This is a genomic window from Halomonas sp. BMC6, from assembly GCF_964204995.1.
Taxonomy (GTDB): domain Bacteria; phylum Pseudomonadota; class Gammaproteobacteria; order Pseudomonadales; family Halomonadaceae; genus Vreelandella.
The window spans coordinates 1,653,574-1,673,769 of the sequence record NZ_CAXNSH010000001.1 but is presented as its reverse complement, the minus strand read 5'-3'; the positions used below and the strand labels follow the sequence as shown (position 1 = coordinate 1,673,769).

Below are 20,196 nucleotides of genomic sequence, written 5' to 3'. Positions count from 1 at the left end.
CCTATCTATCATGACGCCTGTTGCGCTACTGTTTCTTGCGGTTTCCATGTCGGCGGATGCATTCGCAGCCTCCATCAGTAAAGGCGCCGAACTCAGCAAGCCCCGCTTCCGACATGCCCTGGGTATTGGCTTGGTGTTTGGCATCATCGAAGCGATGACACCGGTGCTGGGCTGGGTGGCTGGCAAGGCGTCTCAACAGTACGTCGAAGCCTGGGACCACTGGGTGGCGTTCACCCTACTTTTCATCATTGGCCTGCACATGATGCATGAAGGGCTGAAAAAAGAAGAAAAGGTAGCACACCGCAAACAAACGCTATGGCTGCTGATACTGACGGCTACTGCCACCAGCTTAGACGCCATGGCGGTAGGCGCTAGCCTAGCGTTCATCGACGTGAACATCATTACCACCAGCCTCGCCATTGGCCTTGCCACCACCGTCATGGCATCCATGGGAACGCTGCTAGGCCACAAACTGGGTAAATACGTTGGCCACTGGGCAGAACTTGTAGGCGGGGTCGTGCTGATTGGGATTGGAGCAATGGTGGTGGTGGAGCATACGGGGATTTTATAGGCTTACCGTCATTCGCTAAATTCAATAACGCCAGAACGGTTAGCGATTTAGCAACTCTACTTAAGCGCTTTTATAAAAAAAACGGGTGGCCAATTGGCCCCCCGTTTTTTATTAATGAGCTGCCAACGATTCTTGAACCACTTCACCTAAAGAAGCAATAGCCGCATTGCGCTCTTCAAACGATGCCTCGGTTGCGGTGATATAAAACACCACGACCGTAGGTGCCTGCTCCGGCGGCCAAATAATCGCGGTAATGGAGCGTGAGCCGTAACCGCCTGCGCCGGTTCTGTCCGCAATTATCCAATCAAACGGCATGGCGGCACGGAACAGGCCATCCGCCACCGCATTGCCCTTCATCCATGCTTCCAACTGCTGGCGAGACTCATCTGATAACACATCCCCAAGCACTAGCTTTTCCAGCGTGGCTAGCATGGCGTTGGGCGTGGTGGTGTCGCGCTCATCCCCTGGCGTGGCCTCGTTTAGCTCGGTCTCATAGCGGTCTAGGCGGGTAACGGGGTCATCCATACTCCGCACGAACGCCGTGATGGCTTCCGGCCCACCTAGCGCTTGCAGCACCAGATTAGCAGCGGTGTTGTCGCTGGTGGTCATGGTGGCATCGCACAATTCAAACAGCGTCATCGGCTTGTGGCCCGCGTACTGCTCGGTGACCGGCGAGTAAGTCACCAACTCCGATGCTTCAAAACTGACCTCGGTTTCCAGCGCCAGCTGCCCCTCATCCACCTGCTCCAGCAGTGCGCCGCAGGCCAGGGTTTTAAAAGTGCTAGACATGGCAAAGCGCTCATCCGCATTCACTCCCCAGCGCTGGCCTGTGGCTATGTTGTGGGCAGCAAAGCCAATGCGCGCATCCAGGGTTTGCTCAATGCGCTCAAGCTCAGCGTTAATACGATCCTCCTGCGCCATAACAGTGGCAGAAGCTAAAAGTAAGCAAGCCGACAGCGCAGCACGCATCCAGCGTGGTTGACGGTGATTCATTGTGTGCATTCCTAAGCAGTGTGGAAAATATTGGAGATGAGTGTAGCGCTATTCTGGCTAAACCTGCTGCAGTGCGCTGTTCAGCGCCTGTAGGCTCTCGGGTGAGGCATCAAAGCGCTGGCAGTGGGCGGCTTCCTGCTCCCAGGCGGCAGCTGATTCCATATGAAGATGCACCGCTACTCTGGCTGAGCTCTCGCCTTCTAATAACCCGGCAGGCACCCACATCCAAGCGCTACCGCGCAGTTGGTTGGGTACGGGGCTGCCGCATGTCGCGCAAAAATCGCTTCGGTAGCCGCTTTCACGCTGATAAGAACGGATATTCCCCTGCCCCGAAAGCCACTGGAACTGCTCGCCCTGCACAAAGGTGGCCGCATTAGCAGCGGCACCGGCTGCCTTACGGCATAACGAACAGTGGCATTGATACAGATGAGGCAGCTCGCCCGCAATCTTAAACGCCACTTCCCCACACAGGCACTCGCCTTTCATTTCCTTCTCCTTAAGGAATTTTTGGTACGCCACCGCTTTTGCGCTACTCCGCGCTGGCGTTATACAAGATCACCTCATCCCCTGCGCCATAGCCACTAATCACCGCCGCGCGGGAGACACCCAGCGTGGATTGATACAGCTTCTCTGCGAAGTTGCCTTCCGAGGTGGTCACCATCACCGCCCCCACGCCACAGCCCTGGCGGCGCACTTGGGCTTTGAACGGCGCTAGCGACTCCACAATAAGTTGCTTACCCAGCCCCTTACCCGCCGCATCTGGGTGAATGCCGATTTGTTCCAGCTCGATAATGCTCTTTTCCCGAAAACCGTTCTTCACGCACCAAAGGATATAACCACGCACTTGGCCCTCCACTTCGACCACGTAGTAAACGCCCCTTGGGTAAGCGTTAAACGACGCCTCTATCCACTCTGCGTGGTTTTTCTCGCGGGGGAAACAGGCCTGATACACCTGGGCGATGGCGGCAATATCGGTTCTTTCTGCAGCTCTTACGGTCACTTTAAAATCCTTTTAGACTTACCTCATGACTTTTTCAAAGCCAAAAAACTCAAGCTTATGCGCCTTACTACCCTGCTCTTCATCATCGGGCAAAGGGTAATAACGGTTATAAAAAGAGACAATTTTAAAACCGCACTTATTGACATAAAAGTGGATGTTTCGCTTTTCAAAGTAGGGCGTGTGGGTCATCCATACCCGCGTTTGCGGGTACACCTGCTCAATGGCTTGCCAGGCACGGTAGCCCACGCCACGCCCGTGGGTGCTGGGTAAGAGATAAAACAGATCCAGCGCGTTGTGTTGAGTGGCTTCGTCAATGGTCACAATCGCGCCGCCCACTTTCACGCCGTCTAACAGTATGTGATGCACCACGGCATCTGGCGCGGTAAGAGAGTTGTCGATATCGGCGTCGGAAGGAATCAAGCTCGCCTCCACTGCGCCAAACGTCTCTTCCACTGCCACGCTAAACGAGGCTTTTAACTCTTGCTTGAACGCTTCAAATGCCGATGCGTCTGCCAACGCCAGCGTGACATTAGAGGTATCTTCCATGGCTGCGCCTATATGCTCAATGAGCGTGATTAACCAACCGTTTAGGCTAACCGCTGCCATGACGTTTTGCTATACCACGCTCAAGAAGCCGACGACTTAACGACTCTAATGCTGAATCTCGGTCACCACATCGGTCTTAACCGAGTTAGCGATAAAGCACTTTTCATGGGCAGCATGATGAATCTGCTCAAGCGCCTCCATTGAGGGTGGCTCTCCTGCAAACACCGCCTTTGGCCGCAGCGTGACTTGGGTCATGGCGATCTTTCCATCGCAGCCCTTCTCCATCACACCCACCGCGTTATCCACGTAGCTTTCCACGACAAAACCTTGCTGCGCGGTAATGGCGAGGAAGAACAGCATATGGCAACTGGAGAGCGAGGCCACAAACGCCTCTTCTGGGTCGACGTTGGCCTCGACCGAATAAGGCAACGGCACTACGTGGGGCGATGACGACGCAGGCACGCGAACGCCGCCATCAAACACCCACTCGTGCCCACGGCTATAGCGCTGATCTAGAAAGGCTTCATCGGCCCCACGGGCCCACTGAATAGAAGCGGTGTATTCGGCCATTTGGGTTCCTCTGGTTCATTGAAAGCTGCCACTAGGATCGGCATGGGTAGCTTCTGACATGATCTCAGAATTGTGCTCATTGATCTTCTCTCGTTCACCACCTTCAAAGCGGAGCTTCTACGATGGGAGCATGAACGCCGATGGCCCTGGGCAGTCAGAACCACATCACAGCAGGGAATGACACTAGGAGAGTGAGATATGCAGACGATTGAGCTAGGCGGCGTCAGCGTACCCCGTATCGGCCAGGGCACCTGGCACATGGGCGAGGATGCCGGGCAGCGGCAGGCTGAAATCAGGGCGCTGAGTGAAGGCCTAGACCTGGGCATGACACTGGTTGATACCGCCGAGATGTATGCCGAGGGCGGCGCTGAAGAAATCGTAGGCGAAGCCATTCGCGGGCGGCGCGATGAGGCGTATCTGGTTAGCAAGGTTTACCCGCACAACGCCAGCACCCAGGGTGTTCAAGCCGCCTGCGAACGCAGCCTGCGCCGATTGGGCACCGATACGATTGATCTCTACCTGCTGCACTGGCGCGGCCAGTACCCGCTGAGCGAAACCGTGGAAGCGTTTGAGCGGCTGCGCGAACAGGGCAAGATTCTGCGCTGGGGCGTGTCGAACTTCGACGTTGACGACCTAGAAGAGCTAAACGCGCCCGCTTGCGCCACCAACCAGGTGCTCTACACCCCCGAAGCACGAGGCATCGAGTACGACCTGCTGCCCTGGCAAGCACAGCACAATATGCCGCTTATGGCCTACTGTCCCATCGGGCAAGGCGGCGCGCTACTTCGTGACGCTACTCTGCAACGCATCGCCGACAAACACAGCGCCACCCCCGCGCAAGTCGCCCTTGCCTGGGCACTGCGACACCCCGGCGTGATCGCGATTCCTAAAGCCGTAAATCTGGACCACCTTAAACAGAACGCTGATGCAGATAAAATCAGGCTAGATGACGAGGACCTGGCACAGATGGATGCCGTCTACGCGCCACCAACACGTAAGCAGGATTTAATGATGGTGTGAGCAAGCGCCTATCAACGGCTTAGCGTGGGATACGATTCGTGGGCATCACCGGCTCAACCGCTGTTTTAAAGCGGAGAAAACCGAACGCGGCGAAGCCAATTGGCAAACCCCAGCCTGTACGCTATTCTGTACATTAACAACATCGCGTACAGGAGTACCTTTTATGGATGCCATCAGCTACACCGCCGCTAGAACCAACCTAGCAAAAACCATGGAGCAGGTCTGCGAAGACCACTCTCCTATGATCATCACCCGCAATAAGGCGCAATCCGTGGTCATGATCTCTCTCGAAGACTATGAAGCACTGCAAGAAACAGCCTACCTCCTGCGCGCGCCCAAAAACGCCCGCCGTTTACTGGAATCCGTTGCCGAGTTGGAGCAAGGAGATGGTCAGGAAAAGGAGCTTCTTGAATGAAGCTCATCTTTTCCGATAACGCCTGGGAAGATTATCTGTACTGGCAGAAAACTGACAAAAAGATTCTCAACCGAATCAACAAGCTAATCAAAGAAATCAAGCGAGAGCCATTTGAAGGCGTCGGCAAGCCAGAATCCCTTAAACATAACCTCGCGGGTTACTGGTCTCGGCGAATCAACGAAGAACACCGAATGGTTTACAAAGTCACGGACGACGCTTTGCTTATTGCTCAGCTGCGGTATCACTACTGATTTAACATTACGTCTAGCTGCAAGTAAGTACATCGATTCCTGAACGCTTTGTCAGGACTTACCGTTGGTTATTAGCAAGCACCTGCTTGTCGTGCCCCGTAGGTGGCTTGACTCTCGGTATACCCATCGCCCGCACTGGATGAAAGTTGCTCAATAAGGCCTTGGCAAGAGAAGCCCATCATATTGAGGTACTGCTGTGCAGACTTAGCCGCTTGCTTGTTCCAATCAATATTGAGACTATCCACTGCCACGGTTGCGTCGGCAACCTCATAACCATCGCCAAAGTCTGATGAGAGCTGCTGAATAAGCCCGCTCCGGGAAAAGCCCTGCATACTGAGATAAAGATTCGCAGATCTAACGGCATTATTCTGCGGCCCTGTAAGGCTTTCTGCCCATGTCGGCGTGGCGGCAAACAAAGTAATAATCATCACTAATTTCAAGATTTTCATTATTATTTCTCCGTTTATTTATGGTGTGGCTCGTATCTTTAGTTTACTCACAACAACAGACTCAAAGTCAAATTTAGAAGCTGGCCGGACGAGGAACACCGACAGCGCCACGATTATGCAAATACTACTGATCGTAGAAGGAGTTGCATATCGTCTAGTCCCGCTCGGAAACCGGGTTAACTTTCATGGTAGTAACGCCCTGATGTTTTGATCCGACAGATCGCTAGCCCACAGCTTATTCCATTTTTCACAGGACGCGATCCATTGCTCTGCTTTAAAAGGGGCTTCCTTCGCCATTTGCTGAAATGTTTCAGGCCCTTTCTCTTTTGCCAGGCTGGAGCTGATCCTTATAGTTAATCACCACCATGGCGTTCTGATCGTAGTTATAAACCTTGAAGCGCAGCATGCTGACCACCCCTTGCCTGTTTTCCCGATCCTACCAAAACCTGGCTGTCAAAGAGGTTTTTCTAAAGCCTCAATGCTTGGGCTGAGCCGCCAGGACGGAGCGCCTCATAGTGCCGGTCAGCTTCACCCATTGGTTAAATTGCTAAGCTCACGTTTAATCCGAAAGCAATCAAACCTCAGTAATATCAAAGTCGAAAGTCCCCGCGATGTGTTGAGCTTTTTTAAGCTCGACGTGTTGGTATGCTGGGTGAGAAAGGATATTCGATATAGTGTGATAGTCTTCAGGGCTAATTTTGTTGCCCAAAACTATTTCTTTCAGCGCCTGCGGAGGGAATGTATGCAAGCCTGCTTCTCCTGACACCAGCCTATATTCTTGCTCATACTGCCATTTCTGAGACTTAACCAATAAATTCCCGCGCATAAGTCTCGAAAGTTGCTGAGTATAGAATTCATCTCCCAATTCATCTGAATAGTTGTGTCCATCCCATGGACGCACAAAGCTACCTAGTTCCTCCACTAGCTCCAAAAAAATATCCTTGTAAGCTGGTTGATCTCGATACTCGACGTGATCGCTGATAAAAACCCTCTCGATATCGAGTTCTTCGGTTTCAAATCCTAAACAAACACCTCGATGTCCATCCGCATAGTGGGACCATAGCAGAGCGTCACGCGGCGTCTTTGATAACGAGTAAATACCGACACTTTGGACAAACCGCTCGACAGCACCGTTCAAACCCAATTCCTCACCTGTGTTTGGATCTTTGAACTGGTGGGCGTCCAAGAGGAAAAATAGGAAACACTTTCTTTTTTCAGGGTGATCATCTAACTTCTCGACGATCTCTTTGGCTCGCTCATATTCTTGACGGATGCTAATCGAAGAATCCAGGGGATCATTCAACTGATTCGCTCTTGCAAAGTAGAGCTGCTGATTAATCAGTAGCTCCCATGTCCTTTGCCCACTGTTTCTGTATTTATAGCATCTCATCAGATATTCGAATCTTTGCGGCTAAAGAATTTAACAGTGATTATACGCCCCACCACGAAACCTCAATGAACGCGACATCACAATGACTGAGGTTTCATAGCCACCAAATTGAACCTACCTCATTGATTCTACAGCGAGCAAAGAGAATTTTGGCGATGTAGCCAAAATTCGCGGGGTTGCGCGTTTTGCTCGCCTCAACAATACTGTTTTTATGAACAGCATTGATGAGGCACTCTCCCATGACACTGATGGAACGCTTCAAGGTAATCATGGGGATCAAGCACTCCACTCCATCGCCTTTTCTTGGCGTTCATTGCCTTAACGGCAGACAACCTCTGTACGCCCAATAAAATAGCCTACCCTTGCATCTCCCCCACCCGCCTCCTACACTGCGCTGAATACTGCTTGACGGGGTGCCGGTGGAACCGGCTGAGATCGCTATACGGCTGGCTGCTACAGCAAGTCGTCACGGCGGGGCCCGTTGAACCTGATCCGGCTAGTACCGGCGTAGGAATCAAGCGGTGGTTGGGGTGCGCCGTGTTCACCTGATACCTTGCCCCAACTCACTCTCCTTTCGCCCGTGCGCCGGTTCGCTGTACCACCGGAGGCATCCAATATGGGCTACCGCTTTACCGATCTCACCACCGCTTGCCAGGACGATTGGCGCGCTTATATCGAGCACGATTTCGTGCGCCAGCTGGGCACCGCTACGCTGCCTGAGGCGTCGTTTCGCCACTACCTGAAGCAGGATTACCTGTTCTTGATTCACTTCGCCCGCGCCTATGCGCTGGCGGCCTATAAAAGCCCCACCCTCGCCGATCTTCGCCAAGCCCATGAAGGCCTGAAAGCCATTGTGGATGTGGAGCTGGGCCTGCACGTGGGCTTTTGTGAGGAGTGGGGGATTTCCGAGCAGGAGCTTGCCGAACTCCCAGAAGCCCGCGCCACGCTGGCCTATACCCGCTATGTGTTGGATACCGGCAACCGGGGCGACCTGCTCGATTTGCACGTGGCGCTGGCTCCGTGCCTGGTGGGCTACGGTGAAATCGCCAACTGGCTGAACGAGCAACCTTCCACGCTGCGCGGCGCGCAAAACCCGTTTGACGCCTGGATCGCCATGTACGAAGGCGAGGAGTTCCAAGCCGCTATGCAAGCGGAGCTTGCGTGGCTCGATGCCCGCTTGGCGGATGTTACCCCCGCCCGTTTTGCTGAGCTAAGCAAGATCTTCCGCGATGCCACCCGCCTGGAAATCGATTTCTGGCAGATGGGTTTAGACCTCTCTGAATAATGACCAACAACGACAAGGACACCGTCATGACCAAGACCGTTAAAAGCAAAACCGCTCACTTTTTAGCCGAAACCGCCCAGGTAGATGCCGCCGCCGTGGCGCCGCTGCCCGGCTCGCGCAAGGTGTATGTGGAAGGCTCGCGGCCGGACATTCGCGTGCCGTTTCGGGAAATCACCCTCTCGCCCACCAAAACCAGCGGCGTGGATGAACAGAACCCGCCGCTGCTGGTGTACGACACCTCCGGCCCCTACACCGACCCCAGCGCCAACATCGATTTGCGCCAAGGCCTGCCGGAGCTGCGCCGTGCCTGGATTGAAGAGCGCAACGACACCGAGTTTTTGGATGGCCCGACCAGCCAGTACGGCCAGCGCCGCGCCAACGACCCCACTCTTGCCCAGCTGCGCTTTGATTTAACCCGCACACCCCGCCGGGCGAAAGCGGGCAAGAACGTGACCCAGCTGCACTACGCCCGCCAGGGCATCATCACGCCGGAAATGGAGTTCATCGCCCTGCGGGAAAATCAACGCCGCCAGGCGTTGGGCACGGCGGAGGTGGAGCGCATTCTGGGCCATCAGCATGCAGGCCAGAGCTTTGGCGCTAGCCTGCCCAAGGAAATCACCCCAGAGTTCGTGCGCGATGAAGTGGCCCGTGGGCGGGCGATCATTCCCAACAACATCAACCACCCGGAAAGCGAGCCGATGATCATTGGCCGCAACTTCCTGGTGAAGATTAACGGCAACCTGGGCAACTCGGCGGTCACGTCTTCCATCGAGGAAGAAGTGGACAAGATGACTTGGGGCATCCGCTGGGGCGCGGATACCATCATGGATCTCTCCACCGGCCAGAACATCCATGAAACCCGCGAGTGGATCATCCGCAACTCGCCGGTGCCGATTGGCACGGTGCCCATTTATCAGGCGCTGGAGAAGGTCAACGGCATTGCCGAAAACCTCACCTGGGAGATCTTCCGCGATACGCTGATCGAGCAGGCGGAACAGGGGGTGGATTACTTCACCATTCATGCGGGTGTGCTGCTGCGCTACGTGCCGCTTACCGCCAACCGCGTCACCGGCATTGTCAGCCGTGGCGGCTCCATCATGGCGAAGTGGTGTTTGTATCACCATCAGGAGAGTTTCCTGTACACCCACTTTGAGGAGATCTGCGAGATCTGCAAGCAGTACGATGTGGCGTTCTCGCTGGGCGACGGCCTGCGCCCCGGCTCCATTGCCGATGCCAACGATGAAGCGCAAATGGCGGAGCTGAAAACCCTGGGCGAGCTGACCCATATTGCCTGGAAACACGATGTACAGGTGATGATCGAAGGCCCCGGCCATGTGCCCATGCACCTGGTGAAAGAGAACATGGATAAGCAGCTGGAGTACTGCGACGAAGCGCCCTTCTATACCCTTGGGCCGCTGGTAACGGATATTGCCCCCGGCTACGACCACATTACCTCCGGTATTGGGGCGGCGATGATCGGCTGGTTTGGCTGCGCCATGCTCTGCTACGTGACGCCGAAAGAGCACCTGGGCCTGCCCAATAAAGACGACGTGAAAACCGGCATCATTACCTACAAGATTGCTGCCCACGCGGCGGATTTGGCCAAGGGCCACCCAGCGTCGCAGCGGCGCGATAATGCCCTCTCCAAGGCGCGCTTCGAGTTCCGCTGGGAAGACCAGTTCAACCTGGGCCTAGACCCGGACACCGCGCGGGAATTCCACGATGAAACCTTGCCGAAAGACTCTGCCAAGGTGGCGCACTTCTGCTCCATGTGCGGGCCGAAGTTCTGCTCCATGAAGATCAGCCAGGAAGTGCGCGACACTTACCGCGACCGCACGCCGGACAACGCCAGCGAAAGCGACGCCGAAGCGGTGAAGCGCGGCATGCAGGAGCAGGCGGAAAAGTTCCGCCGGGAAGGGAGTGCGCTGTACCAGGAGGTGTAGCCCTTAAACACAACAACCGGAGCCAATGGCTCCGGTTGTTAATTCTGCGCAACAAGAATTACTTTTTCTTCTTGGCGCCCTCTTTGGCATCGCCCTTGCCTTTTTGCAGTTCGCCTTTGGCCTGTTGGGCTTTACCTTTGGCTTCGGTTTTGCTGCTACCGGTGGCCTTGCCTGCTGCTTCTTTTACTTTACCGGCGGCTTTGTTGGCCGCACCTTTCGCTTTATCTTCTTTGCCACTTGCCATGACGAACACCTCTAATCCGTTAGTAGGGAAATGGCCGCTCGCTGTGCGTCTTACGACATCAGCGTCGACTCTTTTTCAGCGTAGCTCTTTGTTAAAAAGTTGCCTCAACTACTTTTCGGGCAAGCACGTGGGTTCCCAGCGATTGAGCAGGTAGTGCAGGCAAATCATCACCGACAGCGTGCCGATCAGCGCCACGCTCATGGAAGAGAAGCGGTAAAGCGCGCTGTAGACCAAGTCTTGCTGCGGCCCTAACGACTGACCAAACAGAATCCCCATCGTGGTCAGCCCACCAAACCCAATCCCCGAGCCACCGCCTTCCAAGATATGCTCCCTGGCAAACAGCATTAGTCCCAGCCAATAGAGCAGAATCACCAATAAAAAATGGTGGCTCTGGGTGTAGAGTGCCAACTGCATGACCAGCGCGAGATTACAGCCCAGCAGCGTACCGACCGCACGCTTGGCTGCCGATGCCTGAGCGCCGAAATAACCCAGCGTGAACAGAATCAAGATGGTGGCCATTTGCGCCGAGAGCGAATCGCGTAGGTCAAATACCTGAAACACCACAAACGAGAGCGTGGCGGTGATGCCGCCAATCAGCGTTTCATGGCGGATTTGTGCCGCCGTTTTACTGCCTCTTGGCGGTGGCTGGCGAGGTTCTACATCGGGAAACAGGGTGTACATCAGCATGGCGATGAACACCGCCAGCACGCTGGCCATGAGATTACTGGCCAGCAGATCACTTAAATCCACCCCTGGATAGCTGGCAAAGTGCAGCAGAATGCTGAGCGTCAGCACGCCGTTGGCACCAAACAGAAACAGCGGGCCTTTGGCCATTAGGTTAAAGCGCAGCAGAAACAGGCCCAGCACCACCAGTGTCATCACCACGGGCATATGTTTTAACAGCCCAACGACCAAGCTGACTTCCAGCACGTTGAGGCTCACGTTGGAGAGAAACTGGCGAATGATCGAGCCATTTAACACCGTCACCAAGCCCAACAAAAACATAGGGAAGACGGTAAAGAAGACGCCATAATTCCACCCCATCAGTTGGCTGATGATAAACCCCAACGTGCCGCCACCCGCGACTCGTAGGCACTGGCGCAGCCCGTTCTGGCTAAGCGCCGAGGGATTGGGTACCGAACGAGGGGCGGGTGTCGCCGCGTGTGACTTTGAAGTAGCCAACGATCTCGCCAACCGTCTAATAAACATAGTGCAGCCAGCTAATGAGATGCGCCTGCAGCCAAGCAAACGGCTTGGCCAAGGCGTGCTCGACGGGCACTAATTGCACCGTGGCCCGCGCGCCGCTGGGCGGGAGTTCTTCCAGCGGTTCATCCAGCACGACGTGAATACGCACTCGCTGGGCGTCGCGCACCCATCGGTCAGAGGTAGGAATATCCACCAGTTGCCCGTCGGCGGCCTGCTGCCCTTCTCGCACACCGGCATCGAACGCGCTCACGTGGCCTGCAAAAATACGCCCCGGCAGCGCATCGAAGACGATCTTTGCGTCATCACCAGGGGCCACGTGGCGCAGGCTTTTTTCGCGAAAATCAGCCACCACGTCGACATTGCTGGCCACCAGCGCCACGGCTGGCTGGCCTGCCTGCACGTAATCCCCCGGCTGGAGCTGAAGGTTCGTCACTTCACCCGCTTCCCGCGCTCTAACCGTGGTACGCGCGATATCCAACTCGGCCTTCTCCAGCGCATTGTTAGCCTGGCGCAGCCGTAGGTTAGCATCGCCCTCTTCGCCTAGCTGTACTTCCAAACTATCGATTTGCGCACGAGCGGATGCTACGGCAGCTTGGGCCGTATGCTCAGCGGCCACTTGCTGTTCATACTGCTGGCGGGAGATACCCTGCCGCCCCAAAAGCGCCTCGGCACGGCGGCGCTCGCCGCTGCGCTCATCAAACGTGGCCTGAGCTGATGCCAGCGAGGCCCGCGCCGCCGCCAGTTCGGCGGTTAGCCGAGCGTTCTCCTGCTCAGCTTGCTCGCGATTCAACTCCGCCTGCTGCCGGGCAAGCTCGAACGGTGCCGGGTCCAGCCGAAACAGCACATCGCCCGCTTCTACCCGCTGGTGGTCACGCACCACCACGTCTTTCACCGGCGCGCTTAGCTCCGGCGCAATTCGCGTCACGGGCCGCATCGCCCGCGCCTCCGGGGTCATGGGCATAAAACTATCGGCGAGTAAGAAATAAACAAACAGCACAACAAACGCCGCCAGGGCTATTTTCACCCAGCGGGTAAATCGTTGATCAGGGGTCATTAGCGTTACTCGTTCACTGTTCCCAAACGGTCATGGCCCTTGGGTCGCGTTAGACGGAATACTTTAGTCTAACAAAATTATTAGCACGCTAACAATAATCTCTTGTTCGACGATAAAAAACCCCGCTGCCGAGTCTTTGCTCAGTCAGCGGGGTATGTCTTAGCCGGTTGGTATGGCTACTCGATTAGAAGCGGTAGCGTAGGCCAATGCTGTAAGCGTCTAGATCATAGTCTGCTTGGCTCAGGTAACGAGTGACATCTGCGCTAATCGCCAGGGTGTCGGTAACATCGACTTCTGCGCCTGCACCGAAGGAAACGTCGTCATCCCGGCCGCTCTCGTTCAGGCCAAAACCACTGGCGGTTAGTTTGACTTCCGAATAGCCTAGAAGACCAAACAGGCGGGCGTTGTCGCTAAGCGGAACGATACCTTTCAAAAAACCGCCCACTAAGTAGTCCAGTTCAACGTCTAGCCCATAAATGTCGTCTGAGCCGCCAGTGGCCCCGTGAAACTCAACGGCCAAGTACTCATCCAGCTTCATGCCTGCCACCAAACGCAGGCCCACTGAATCATAGCTCTCGTCTATACCCTCAAAATCTAACGTCCATGCCATTGCGTCTGCGCCTACGTACCCCTCGGGGTAGCCCGCATCAAAGGACTGCGCATGGGCGGCGGCGCTCACGAACAGAGTAGAGGCAATCGCAAGCGCTTTGGCTGATGTTTTCATGTTATTCCCTTAGTTTTAATACTTTTAGCGTCGTAAACAGCGGCGATACATTAACTAAAATTAATCGTCGTTGCAAAAAAACCCCGCTGCCGAGTCTTTGCTCAGTCAGCGGGGTCGTATTCCCTTGAAGCAGCGCTTAGCGCGCTAGAACATCAGAAGCGGTAGCGAAGGCCTACGCTGGCCGCATCAAAATCGTAGGCGGATTCGTCCAGGTAGCGCATGTAATCGGCCCCAACGGAGACGTTCTGCGCAATGTCCATTTCGGCACCCGCACCGTAAGAGAGACCGCTCTCGCGATTGTTGCTGATCTCGACTTCGGAGAAACCCGCAAGGCCATAGAGACGGAAGTTGGGCGCCACGGGGATGATGCCTTTGGCATACGCACCCGCTAGGTGGTCTAGATCGGCACCGCGATCCGAGCCGCCGGTGCCCAGGTGGCCTTCCAGGGCGAAGTAATCATTGAACTGAGCACCGCCGCGCAGGCGCAGGCCGACGTCATCGCGGGAGTCGCCGCGCTCAGGGTTCAAGCTCCAAAACATGGCATCGCCACCCACGTATCCTTGTGGGTATTGAAAGGACTCTTGGGCTTGGGCGGATGCCGCGAACGCACCTGCACCCGCCAAAAGCGCTGCAGAGGTCAGTGATAGTACGGTCATCTTCATGGGGATCACCTCAGTTAAAAAACAGTGTTTCCTTACACTTCGAAGTGTGGCCCAGCCCCCTGAAGAACGCAATTCACCCGCTCACGCTTGCATCGAGTTTCCTTTTTTCTTGCGCTGTTCATGACGTTTTCTAGCGCCCTTTCGACAAGCTCAGTACGACGATGCCCCCGACCACCACCGCGCCGCCCACGAGCTGGCTAGGGCTGAGCATTTGCCCAAGCACCAGATAGGCGATTAGCAGCGACGCCACCGGCTCGAAATTCATCACCGGCGCGTTGCGGGCCATATCCAACCGAGGCACGAAAATAAACAGAATCGAGAACCCGCTACCGTAGAGCAGCGCCAGCAGCGTTAGCCCTACCCAGCCGGTGCTATTGTCCGGCAGGCTCATACCGCCCGGCACGGCCCCTAAAAACCCACCAATGATCATGGCGATAAACACGGTTTGCATGGTGAGCAGGCTGCGCAGCGTACTGCCCACCCCGGCCAAACGATGCTCGGTCACCCACAGCGCACAGGCAAACGCGAACGCGGCAAATAACCCAAAGCCAATGCCTGCCAGCCACTCCGGCCCCATGGCATCGGCGTTGGCCACCCAACTGGGGATATCCAGCACCACCAACAGGCCAATCAAAATAGTGCCCATAATCAGGCAGCTGCGCAGCGATGGCCGAGGCCCGCCCAGCGCCCAGCTAATGAGCGCCAGTTGAATAGGAAAGGTATTCACTAGCAGCAGCGCAATCACCACCGGCAAGCGCGCCACAGCGGAATATAAGCTGACACTTTGCAGGGTAATAAGAAGCCCCACCGCGAGCTGCCAGCGCCACGCTCCCGAAGGCAGCCAAAGGCGCTTTTTCTGAAGGATGACCAAGGAGAGCAGAATCAAGCAAGCCACGCCTGAGCGCATCAATACCGCCAGAAGCAGCCCCGTGCCGTTATCAAACGCCAACCGAGCTGAGACGTGGTTCGCAGCGAACATCGTCGCCACCGTCATCATCAGCAGAATGGCAAGATGACGGGGTAATAGGTTGGGGCTAGAAATCGAGGACATAGGAACAAAAGGGCTCACGATGGGTTATATAAGGAACAGGATGCCGACATTTTACATAGAAGGCTAACTAAATTCTTCGCTGATTTTCCGCGTCGCAGCATGTTAAACTAAAGTCTATCCCCTTACCTCCTAACTACGTTACAAAGGTTGTTATGAACGCACCGGTGCTGGTTATTAACTGTGGCTCTTCTTCTATTAAATACGCTTTGATCGATGCTGACCCGCAGGCACCACGCTTAGCCGGGCTAGCGGAGCGCTTAGGCAGCAGCGACGCCCGCTTGAAAGGTAAAAACAGCGCCGGTGAAAGCTTTACCCAGCCGCTGCCGAATGCTGACCACGCCGAAGCCCTCAACGCCATTTTGCAGCGCTTGGAAGGCCGCGTGCCGGGTGCCGTGGGCCACCGGATTGTTCATGGCGGCGAGCACTTCACCCAGGCTGCCCTCATTGATGACAGCGTCATCGAGGCCATCGAAACCACGGCAGCTTTAGCACCGCTGCATAACCCCGCTAACCTGGCGGGCATTGCTGCAACTCGCAAGGTGTTTCCAGAACTGCCCCAAGTGGCCGTGTTCGATACCGCCTTCCACCAAACGCTGCCGCCCCGCGCCTACCGTTACGCATTGCCGGAAGCGCTGTATACCGAGCACGGCATTCGCCGCTACGGTTTCCACGGTACCAGCCACGCCTTTGTGAGCCAGCGCGCTGGAGAGCTGAGTAGCCGTGGCGCGGGCGGCTGGCTGACAGCCCACCTGGGCAACGGCTGCTCTACCGCGGCGGTGTGGAACAACCAGAGCCTGGATACCAGCATGGGTTTAACCCCGCTGGAAGGCTTGGTAATGGGCACCCGCAGCGGCGACGTGGACCCCGGCCTGCATGCGCATCTGCACCGCCAGTTAGGTTGGTCGCTAGATGAAATCGATAACGTACTGAACAAGCAGAGCGGCCTGCTGGGCCTTTCCGGCCTGACCAACGATATGCGCGAAGTAGAAGACCAAGCCATGGCCGGGCACCCTGGCGCCAAGTTGGCGTTAGACGTGTTCTGCTACCGCATCGCCAAGTCGCTGGCCGCGCTCTCCTGTGCACTGCCTACGCTCGATGGCGTGATCTTCACCGGCGGTATTGGCGAAAACTCACCCATCGTGCGTCGTGAAGTGCTGGCCCTGCTGCCCCACTTTGGTTTCAGCTTAGATGAAGCGGCCAACGAAGCCACCATTCGCGGCAAAGAGGGCAAGCTGGATAGCGCTGGCCATCAAGGCCCAGAAGTGTGGGTGATCCCCACCGATGAAGAGGGCCGCATTGCCATGGAAACCCGCCACTGCGTGGAGACCCCTGAATGAACAGCTCCCCCGAGCAACCGCAAGCCATTCTCCTGGTACCCACCAACGTCGGTGCCGGGCTAACGTCCGCTTGTCTTGGGTTGATTCAAGCGCTCGACACCATCGGCCTGAAAGCCGGCTTTTTAAAGCCGTTTATGCAGAACGAGCTAAACGGCCCCGGCCTTGACCGCTCCACGGCGCTGGTCTCACGCACGCTGAACCAACGCCCGCCCTCGCCCATTTCCCAGGCGCGTTTAGAGCGCCTGCTGCGCGATGACCAAACCGACGAGCTGATGGAAAACGTCATCGAGCTTTACGAGCAGGTCACACAGCAGGCCTATCGAGACGGCAGCGAGCTGGATCTTATTGTGGTGGAAGGCGTGGTCCCCACTCAGCACACCACCTACGCCACCCAAACCAATGCGCAGCTGGCCCATGCGCTGAACGCCCGCATCATTTTGGTGGGCACCGGGGATCTCAACGAACCCCAGGCGCTGGCCGAAGAGCTGGATATGCACGCCCGCAGCTTTGGCGGCGTTAGCTCTAGCCGCACCTTGGGCGGCATCTTGATGCGCATGAAGAACCTGCCCTACGGCCAGGAAGATGACCTTTCTGCCGCGCCGGGCACCATCAAACCGCAGCTGGAAGAGCCGGTACTCAACGAGCTGCGCCGCTACTCCCCGGCGCTGGCTACTGACCGCTTCCACCTGATTGGCGTAGTGCCTTACAGCAAAACTCTGAGTGCCCCGCGCACGCTGGACGTGGCCCGGGCGCTGAATGCCAAGGTGCTCAACGAGGGCGAAGCCGCCAGCCGCCGCGTGCTCTCTACCAGCCTGTGCGCTCGAAGTGCGGCCAACGCGCTGCATATCTTCACGCCGGGCAGCTTGGTCGTGGCCTCCGGCGACCGTGACGATGTGGTGCTGGCCTCCGCGCTGGCGACCATGAACGGCACCCAGCTGGCGGGCGTGCTGCTCACCAACGGCTTCTTGCCCAACGAGGGCATGATCGAGATGTGTCGCCCGGCGCTGAAAACCGGCCTGCCGGTGCTGGCGGTAGAAACCGACAGCCTGACCACGGCGCAAAACCTGAGCCAGCTCAGTACTGAAATCCCCATGGATGACTTCGAGCGCGCCGAGCAGGTGGCCCGCTACGTGGCTGCCCACATGGATTTGGAGTGGCTGAAAGCCAAGCTGAGCCGTGGCTACACCCGCCGCCTTTCGCCCTCAGCGTTCCGCCACCAGTTGGTGAAGCTCGCTCAGCAGGCCAAAAAGCGCATCGTGCTGCCGGAAGGCGACGAGCCGCGCACCATCGAGGCGGCAATCATCTGCCAGCGTCGTGGCATTGCCGACTGCGTGCTGTTGGGCAAACGCGAAGATATCGAAAGCGTCGCCCATCACCGTGGCCTCACGCTGCCCGATGCGCTGACCATCATCGACCCGGAAAGCACCCGCGCCAGCTACATTGACCCGATGGTCGAGCGCCGTCGCGGCAAGCTCAACGAACTGACCGCCGAAGCGCAGCTTCAGGATAACGTGGTGCTGGGCACTATGATGCTGCAGCTCGATGAAGTGGATGGCCTGGTGTCTGGCGCGGTTCACACTACTGCCAACACCGTTCGCCCGGCGTTTCAGCTGATCAAAACGGCCCCTGAGTACAATCAGGTGTCGTCGATCTTCTTTATGCTGCTGCCGGAACAGGTGGTGGTGTACGGCGACTGCGCGGTAAACCCAGACCCGGACGCCGAAACCCTGGCAGAGATCGCCCTACAGAGCGCCCGCTCTGCCGAGGCGTTTGGTATAGAGCCGCGCGTGGCGATGATCAGCTACTCCACCGGTGACTCCGGCACCGGCGCGGATGTGGACAAAGTGCGCGAAGCTACTCGCATCGCTAAAGAGCGCGCGCCGCATCTGGCCATCGACGGCCCGCTGCAGTACGACGCCGCCGCCATCGAAAGCGTAGGCAAGCAGAAAGCCCCCGACTCCCCCGTGGCGGGCAAGGCCACCGTGTTCGTGTTTCCCGACCTCAACACCGGCAACACCACCTACAAAGCGGTGCAGCGCAGCGCCCGCGTGGTGAGCGTTGGCCCGATGCTGCAAGGTCTGAACAAGCCGGTGAACGACCTCTCCCGTGGCGCGCTGGTGGATGACATCGTCTACACCATCGCTCTCACCGCGATTCAGGCCAGCCAGCGGGAAAGCTAGCCACTTGCCGCGTACCATACGCGCTAAAAAAACGCCCCGAACAGTGAACTGTTCGGGGCGTTTTAAGTTTTGCGTCAGGTTGAATCGTTGGGATGTATCACGCCCACATGGGCACCATGGCTTCCAATACCATCACTAAGCTCATGGCGGTAATGGTCAGAATCGAGACGCCGAACACCTTCTTCGCCCAGCGCACGTCGTCATCTAACCGGTAGCCGCATAGCGCCAGATAAAGCCAGTAACCACCCATGGTCAGCGCCACACACAGGTAGCCTGCGCCTGCTTGGCTGGCCAGTACCAGCGCCAGTGACGCGGGAATAAACGCCACGATATAGCCCAGAATATGGTGCTTGGCCCGCTTAATGCCGTGCACCACCGGCAGCACCGGGATGGAGGCGCGACGGTAATCCGCATAGCGGAAAATCGCGATAGCGTAGGAGTGCGGCATCTGCCACAGACAAAAAATCACCAGCAGCATGAACGCGCCGCTGTCGAACTGCCCCGTGACCGCGCAGTAGCCCACTACCGGCGGCATCGCGCCGGAAAGGCTGCCCACCAGCGTGCCGTACTCGGAGTGGCGCTTCATATAGAGGCTATACACCCCCACATACACGCCCCAGCCGATTACTGCCAGCGCCACCGTTAAGCCGTTGGTACCCAGCGCCAAACAGACCACGCCGGCCACCCCCAACAGCGCTGAAATCCCCAGCGCCTGGGTGATCGAGATGCGGCCCTTGGCCAGCGGGCGATGGCGCGTACGCGCCATCAGTGCATCGATATCCCGATCAATCACGTTGTTGCAGGCGCAGCCCGAGGCGATGACCAGGGCAATACCCATCATCACCGAGGCAAAGGTGACCCAATCGAAGGTACCGTGGGCGGCTAGGAAGTAGCCGCCCAAGGTCGCAATCAGATTGCCACCGATGATCCCCGGCTTGGTGAGCGCCAGCACGTCGCGCCAGCGGCTCGGTGCCACGTTCAGCCGATCATCATGTTGAGATGCAGATGCTGCATGATCCATAACGAGCCCCCTACCACCAGGACGAGTATCGTCAGTGTGAAAACGAAGGACATGACGTTCCAGCCTTCGTCGGCCTTGGTATTCATATGCATAAACATGACCAGCTGAACCAAAATCTGCAGCACGGCTGTTATAGCGATGACCACCACCGTCGTGGCGGTGCTTAACGCACCGCTCATAACGACCGCGAACGGAATCACGGTTAGCACTAAAGATAGCAGAAGCCCCGTCACATACGATTTAACGCTGCCGTGGGATGACGTTGAAGATGATGAATGGCTCAT

General features: G+C 56.8%; 23 protein-coding genes and 1 riboswitch. Of the genes, 8 read left to right on the top strand and 15 right to left on the bottom strand.

Going from position 1 to position 20,196, the window contains the following annotated elements; all coding sequences use genetic code 11:
- Window positions 1-10: 10 nt before the first annotated feature.
- On the top strand, window positions 11-571 hold the full coding sequence (locus AB6K10_RS07945; RefSeq protein ID WP_339118384.1) for a manganese efflux pump MntP family protein: 561 nt from the start codon (window positions 11-13) through the stop codon (window positions 569-571).
- 111 nt (window positions 572-682) lie between these two features.
- On the opposite strand, the gene bla is transcribed toward AB6K10_RS07945, so the two are convergent.
- The 5 genes from bla to AB6K10_RS07920 all read right to left on the bottom strand — a co-directional run bounded on the left by bla (window position 683) and on the right by AB6K10_RS07920 (window position 3,680).
- Window positions 683-1,564 carry a class A beta-lactamase gene (bla, locus tag AB6K10_RS07940; protein ID WP_339118383.1) on the bottom strand — a complete coding sequence of 294 codons (882 nt, stop codon included), beginning with the start codon at window positions 1,562-1,564 and terminating at the stop codon, window positions 683-685.
- A 57-nt stretch (window positions 1,565-1,621) separates the two neighbouring features.
- Window positions 1,622-2,050, bottom strand: coding sequence for a GFA family protein (locus AB6K10_RS07935; protein WP_339118382.1), 429 nt, complete (start codon window positions 2,048-2,050; stop codon window positions 1,622-1,624).
- Between the two features lie 43 nt (window positions 2,051-2,093).
- Window positions 2,094-2,564 carry a GNAT family N-acetyltransferase gene (locus AB6K10_RS07930; protein WP_339118381.1) on the bottom strand — a complete coding sequence of 157 codons (471 nt, stop codon included), beginning with the start codon at window positions 2,562-2,564 and terminating at the stop codon, window positions 2,094-2,096.
- A gap of 18 nt (window positions 2,565-2,582) precedes the next feature.
- Window positions 2,583-3,110, bottom strand: a complete 528-nt coding sequence (locus AB6K10_RS07925) for a GNAT family N-acetyltransferase (protein WP_339118380.1) — start codon at window positions 3,108-3,110, stop codon at window positions 2,583-2,585.
- A gap of 105 nt (window positions 3,111-3,215) precedes the next feature.
- Window positions 3,216-3,680 (bottom strand): OsmC family protein, encoded by a 465-nt coding sequence (locus AB6K10_RS07920; protein WP_339118379.1) that lies wholly within the window; start codon window positions 3,678-3,680, stop codon window positions 3,216-3,218.
- Window positions 3,681-3,878: 198 nt separating this feature from the next.
- Between AB6K10_RS07920 and AB6K10_RS07915 the strand changes: the two genes are divergently transcribed.
- The 3 genes from AB6K10_RS07915 (at window position 3,879) to AB6K10_RS07905 (ending at window position 5,366) form a co-directional block, all read left to right on the top strand.
- Complete coding sequence (locus AB6K10_RS07915; RefSeq protein ID WP_339118378.1) at window positions 3,879-4,700, top strand: aldo/keto reductase; 822 nt, start codon at window positions 3,879-3,881, stop codon at window positions 4,698-4,700.
- A 163-nt stretch (window positions 4,701-4,863) separates the two neighbouring features.
- On the top strand, window positions 4,864-5,115 hold the full coding sequence (locus AB6K10_RS07910; protein WP_339118377.1) for a type II toxin-antitoxin system prevent-host-death family antitoxin: 252 nt from the start codon (window positions 4,864-4,866) through the stop codon (window positions 5,113-5,115).
- Window positions 5,112-5,366, top strand: a complete 255-nt coding sequence (locus AB6K10_RS07905) for a Txe/YoeB family addiction module toxin (protein WP_339118376.1) — start codon at window positions 5,112-5,114, stop codon at window positions 5,364-5,366. Before AB6K10_RS07910 ends, AB6K10_RS07905 begins: the two co-directional genes overlap by 4 nt.
- A gap of 71 nt (window positions 5,367-5,437) precedes the next feature.
- Here the strand turns inward: AB6K10_RS07905 and AB6K10_RS07900 are convergent, their stop codons facing one another.
- The gene (locus tag AB6K10_RS07900) at window positions 5,438-5,815 is read right to left on the bottom strand and encodes an Ltp family lipoprotein (RefSeq protein ID WP_339118375.1); all 378 of its coding nucleotides are present in this window, start codon (window positions 5,813-5,815) and stop codon (window positions 5,438-5,440) included.
- Window positions 5,816-6,389: 574 nt separating this feature from the next.
- A complete protein-coding gene (locus tag AB6K10_RS07895) occupies window positions 6,390-7,118 on the bottom strand; it encodes a DUF2971 domain-containing protein (protein WP_339118374.1) in 729 nt (242 codons plus the stop codon).
- Window positions 7,119-7,604: 486 nt separating this feature from the next.
- Window positions 7,605-7,736: riboswitch (TPP riboswitch) on the top strand.
- A gap of 85 nt (window positions 7,737-7,821) precedes the next feature.
- On the opposite strand from AB6K10_RS07895, the gene tenA reads away from it, so the two are divergent.
- Window positions 7,822-8,490 (top strand): thiaminase II, encoded by a 669-nt coding sequence (gene tenA, locus AB6K10_RS07890; RefSeq protein WP_339118373.1) that lies wholly within the window; start codon window positions 7,822-7,824, stop codon window positions 8,488-8,490.
- Window positions 8,491-8,516: 26 nt separating this feature from the next.
- Complete coding sequence (gene thiC, locus AB6K10_RS07885; RefSeq protein ID WP_339118372.1) at window positions 8,517-10,433, top strand: phosphomethylpyrimidine synthase ThiC; 1,917 nt, start codon at window positions 8,517-8,519, stop codon at window positions 10,431-10,433.
- A gap of 58 nt (window positions 10,434-10,491) precedes the next feature.
- Here thiC and AB6K10_RS07880 read toward each other — a convergent pair whose 3' ends face one another.
- The 6 genes from AB6K10_RS07880 to AB6K10_RS07855 all read right to left on the bottom strand — a co-directional run bounded on the left by AB6K10_RS07880 (window position 10,492) and on the right by AB6K10_RS07855 (window position 15,374).
- Complete coding sequence (locus AB6K10_RS07880; protein ID WP_159341408.1) at window positions 10,492-10,677, bottom strand: CsbD family protein; 186 nt, start codon at window positions 10,675-10,677, stop codon at window positions 10,492-10,494.
- A gap of 108 nt (window positions 10,678-10,785) precedes the next feature.
- Window positions 10,786-11,886: a DUF2955 domain-containing protein gene (locus tag AB6K10_RS07875; protein WP_339118371.1), complete on the bottom strand. Its 1,101-nt coding sequence runs from the start codon at window positions 11,884-11,886 to the stop codon at window positions 10,786-10,788.
- Window positions 11,876-12,937 carry an HlyD family secretion protein gene (locus AB6K10_RS07870; protein WP_339118370.1) on the bottom strand — a complete coding sequence of 354 codons (1,062 nt, stop codon included), beginning with the start codon at window positions 12,935-12,937 and terminating at the stop codon, window positions 11,876-11,878. The genes AB6K10_RS07875 and AB6K10_RS07870 overlap by 11 nt, the downstream gene beginning before the upstream one ends.
- A 184-nt stretch (window positions 12,938-13,121) precedes the next feature.
- Window positions 13,122-13,661, bottom strand: a complete 540-nt coding sequence (locus tag AB6K10_RS07865) for a porin family protein (protein ID WP_305948105.1) — start codon at window positions 13,659-13,661, stop codon at window positions 13,122-13,124.
- Between the two features lie 152 nt (window positions 13,662-13,813).
- Entirely contained in the window at window positions 13,814-14,323 is a 510-nt protein-coding gene (locus tag AB6K10_RS07860; protein ID WP_339118369.1) for a porin family protein, read from the bottom strand.
- A gap of 130 nt (window positions 14,324-14,453) precedes the next feature.
- The gene (locus AB6K10_RS07855) at window positions 14,454-15,374 is read right to left on the bottom strand and encodes a DMT family transporter (RefSeq protein ID WP_339118368.1); all 921 of its coding nucleotides are present in this window, start codon (window positions 15,372-15,374) and stop codon (window positions 14,454-14,456) included.
- Between the two features lie 152 nt (window positions 15,375-15,526).
- Between AB6K10_RS07855 and AB6K10_RS07850 the strand changes: the two genes are divergently transcribed.
- The gene (locus AB6K10_RS07850) at window positions 15,527-16,711 is read left to right on the top strand and encodes an acetate kinase (RefSeq protein ID WP_339118367.1); all 1,185 of its coding nucleotides are present in this window, start codon (window positions 15,527-15,529) and stop codon (window positions 16,709-16,711) included.
- Window positions 16,708-18,891 carry a phosphate acetyltransferase gene (gene pta, locus AB6K10_RS07845; RefSeq protein ID WP_159341401.1) on the top strand — a complete coding sequence of 728 codons (2,184 nt, stop codon included), beginning with the start codon at window positions 16,708-16,710 and terminating at the stop codon, window positions 18,889-18,891. Before AB6K10_RS07850 ends, pta begins: the two co-directional genes overlap by 4 nt.
- A gap of 97 nt (window positions 18,892-18,988) precedes the next feature.
- On the opposite strand, the gene cyoE is transcribed toward pta, so the two are convergent.
- Together cyoE and cyoD are read right to left on the bottom strand one after the other, a co-directional pair.
- Window positions 18,989-19,912, bottom strand: a complete 924-nt coding sequence (gene cyoE / locus AB6K10_RS07840) for a heme o synthase (protein WP_159341400.1) — start codon at window positions 19,910-19,912, stop codon at window positions 18,989-18,991.
- Window positions 19,870-20,196 carry a cytochrome o ubiquinol oxidase subunit IV gene (cyoD, locus tag AB6K10_RS07835; protein WP_044629017.1) on the bottom strand — a complete coding sequence of 109 codons (327 nt, stop codon included), beginning with the start codon at window positions 20,194-20,196 and terminating at the stop codon, window positions 19,870-19,872. The genes cyoE and cyoD overlap by 43 nt, the downstream gene beginning before the upstream one ends.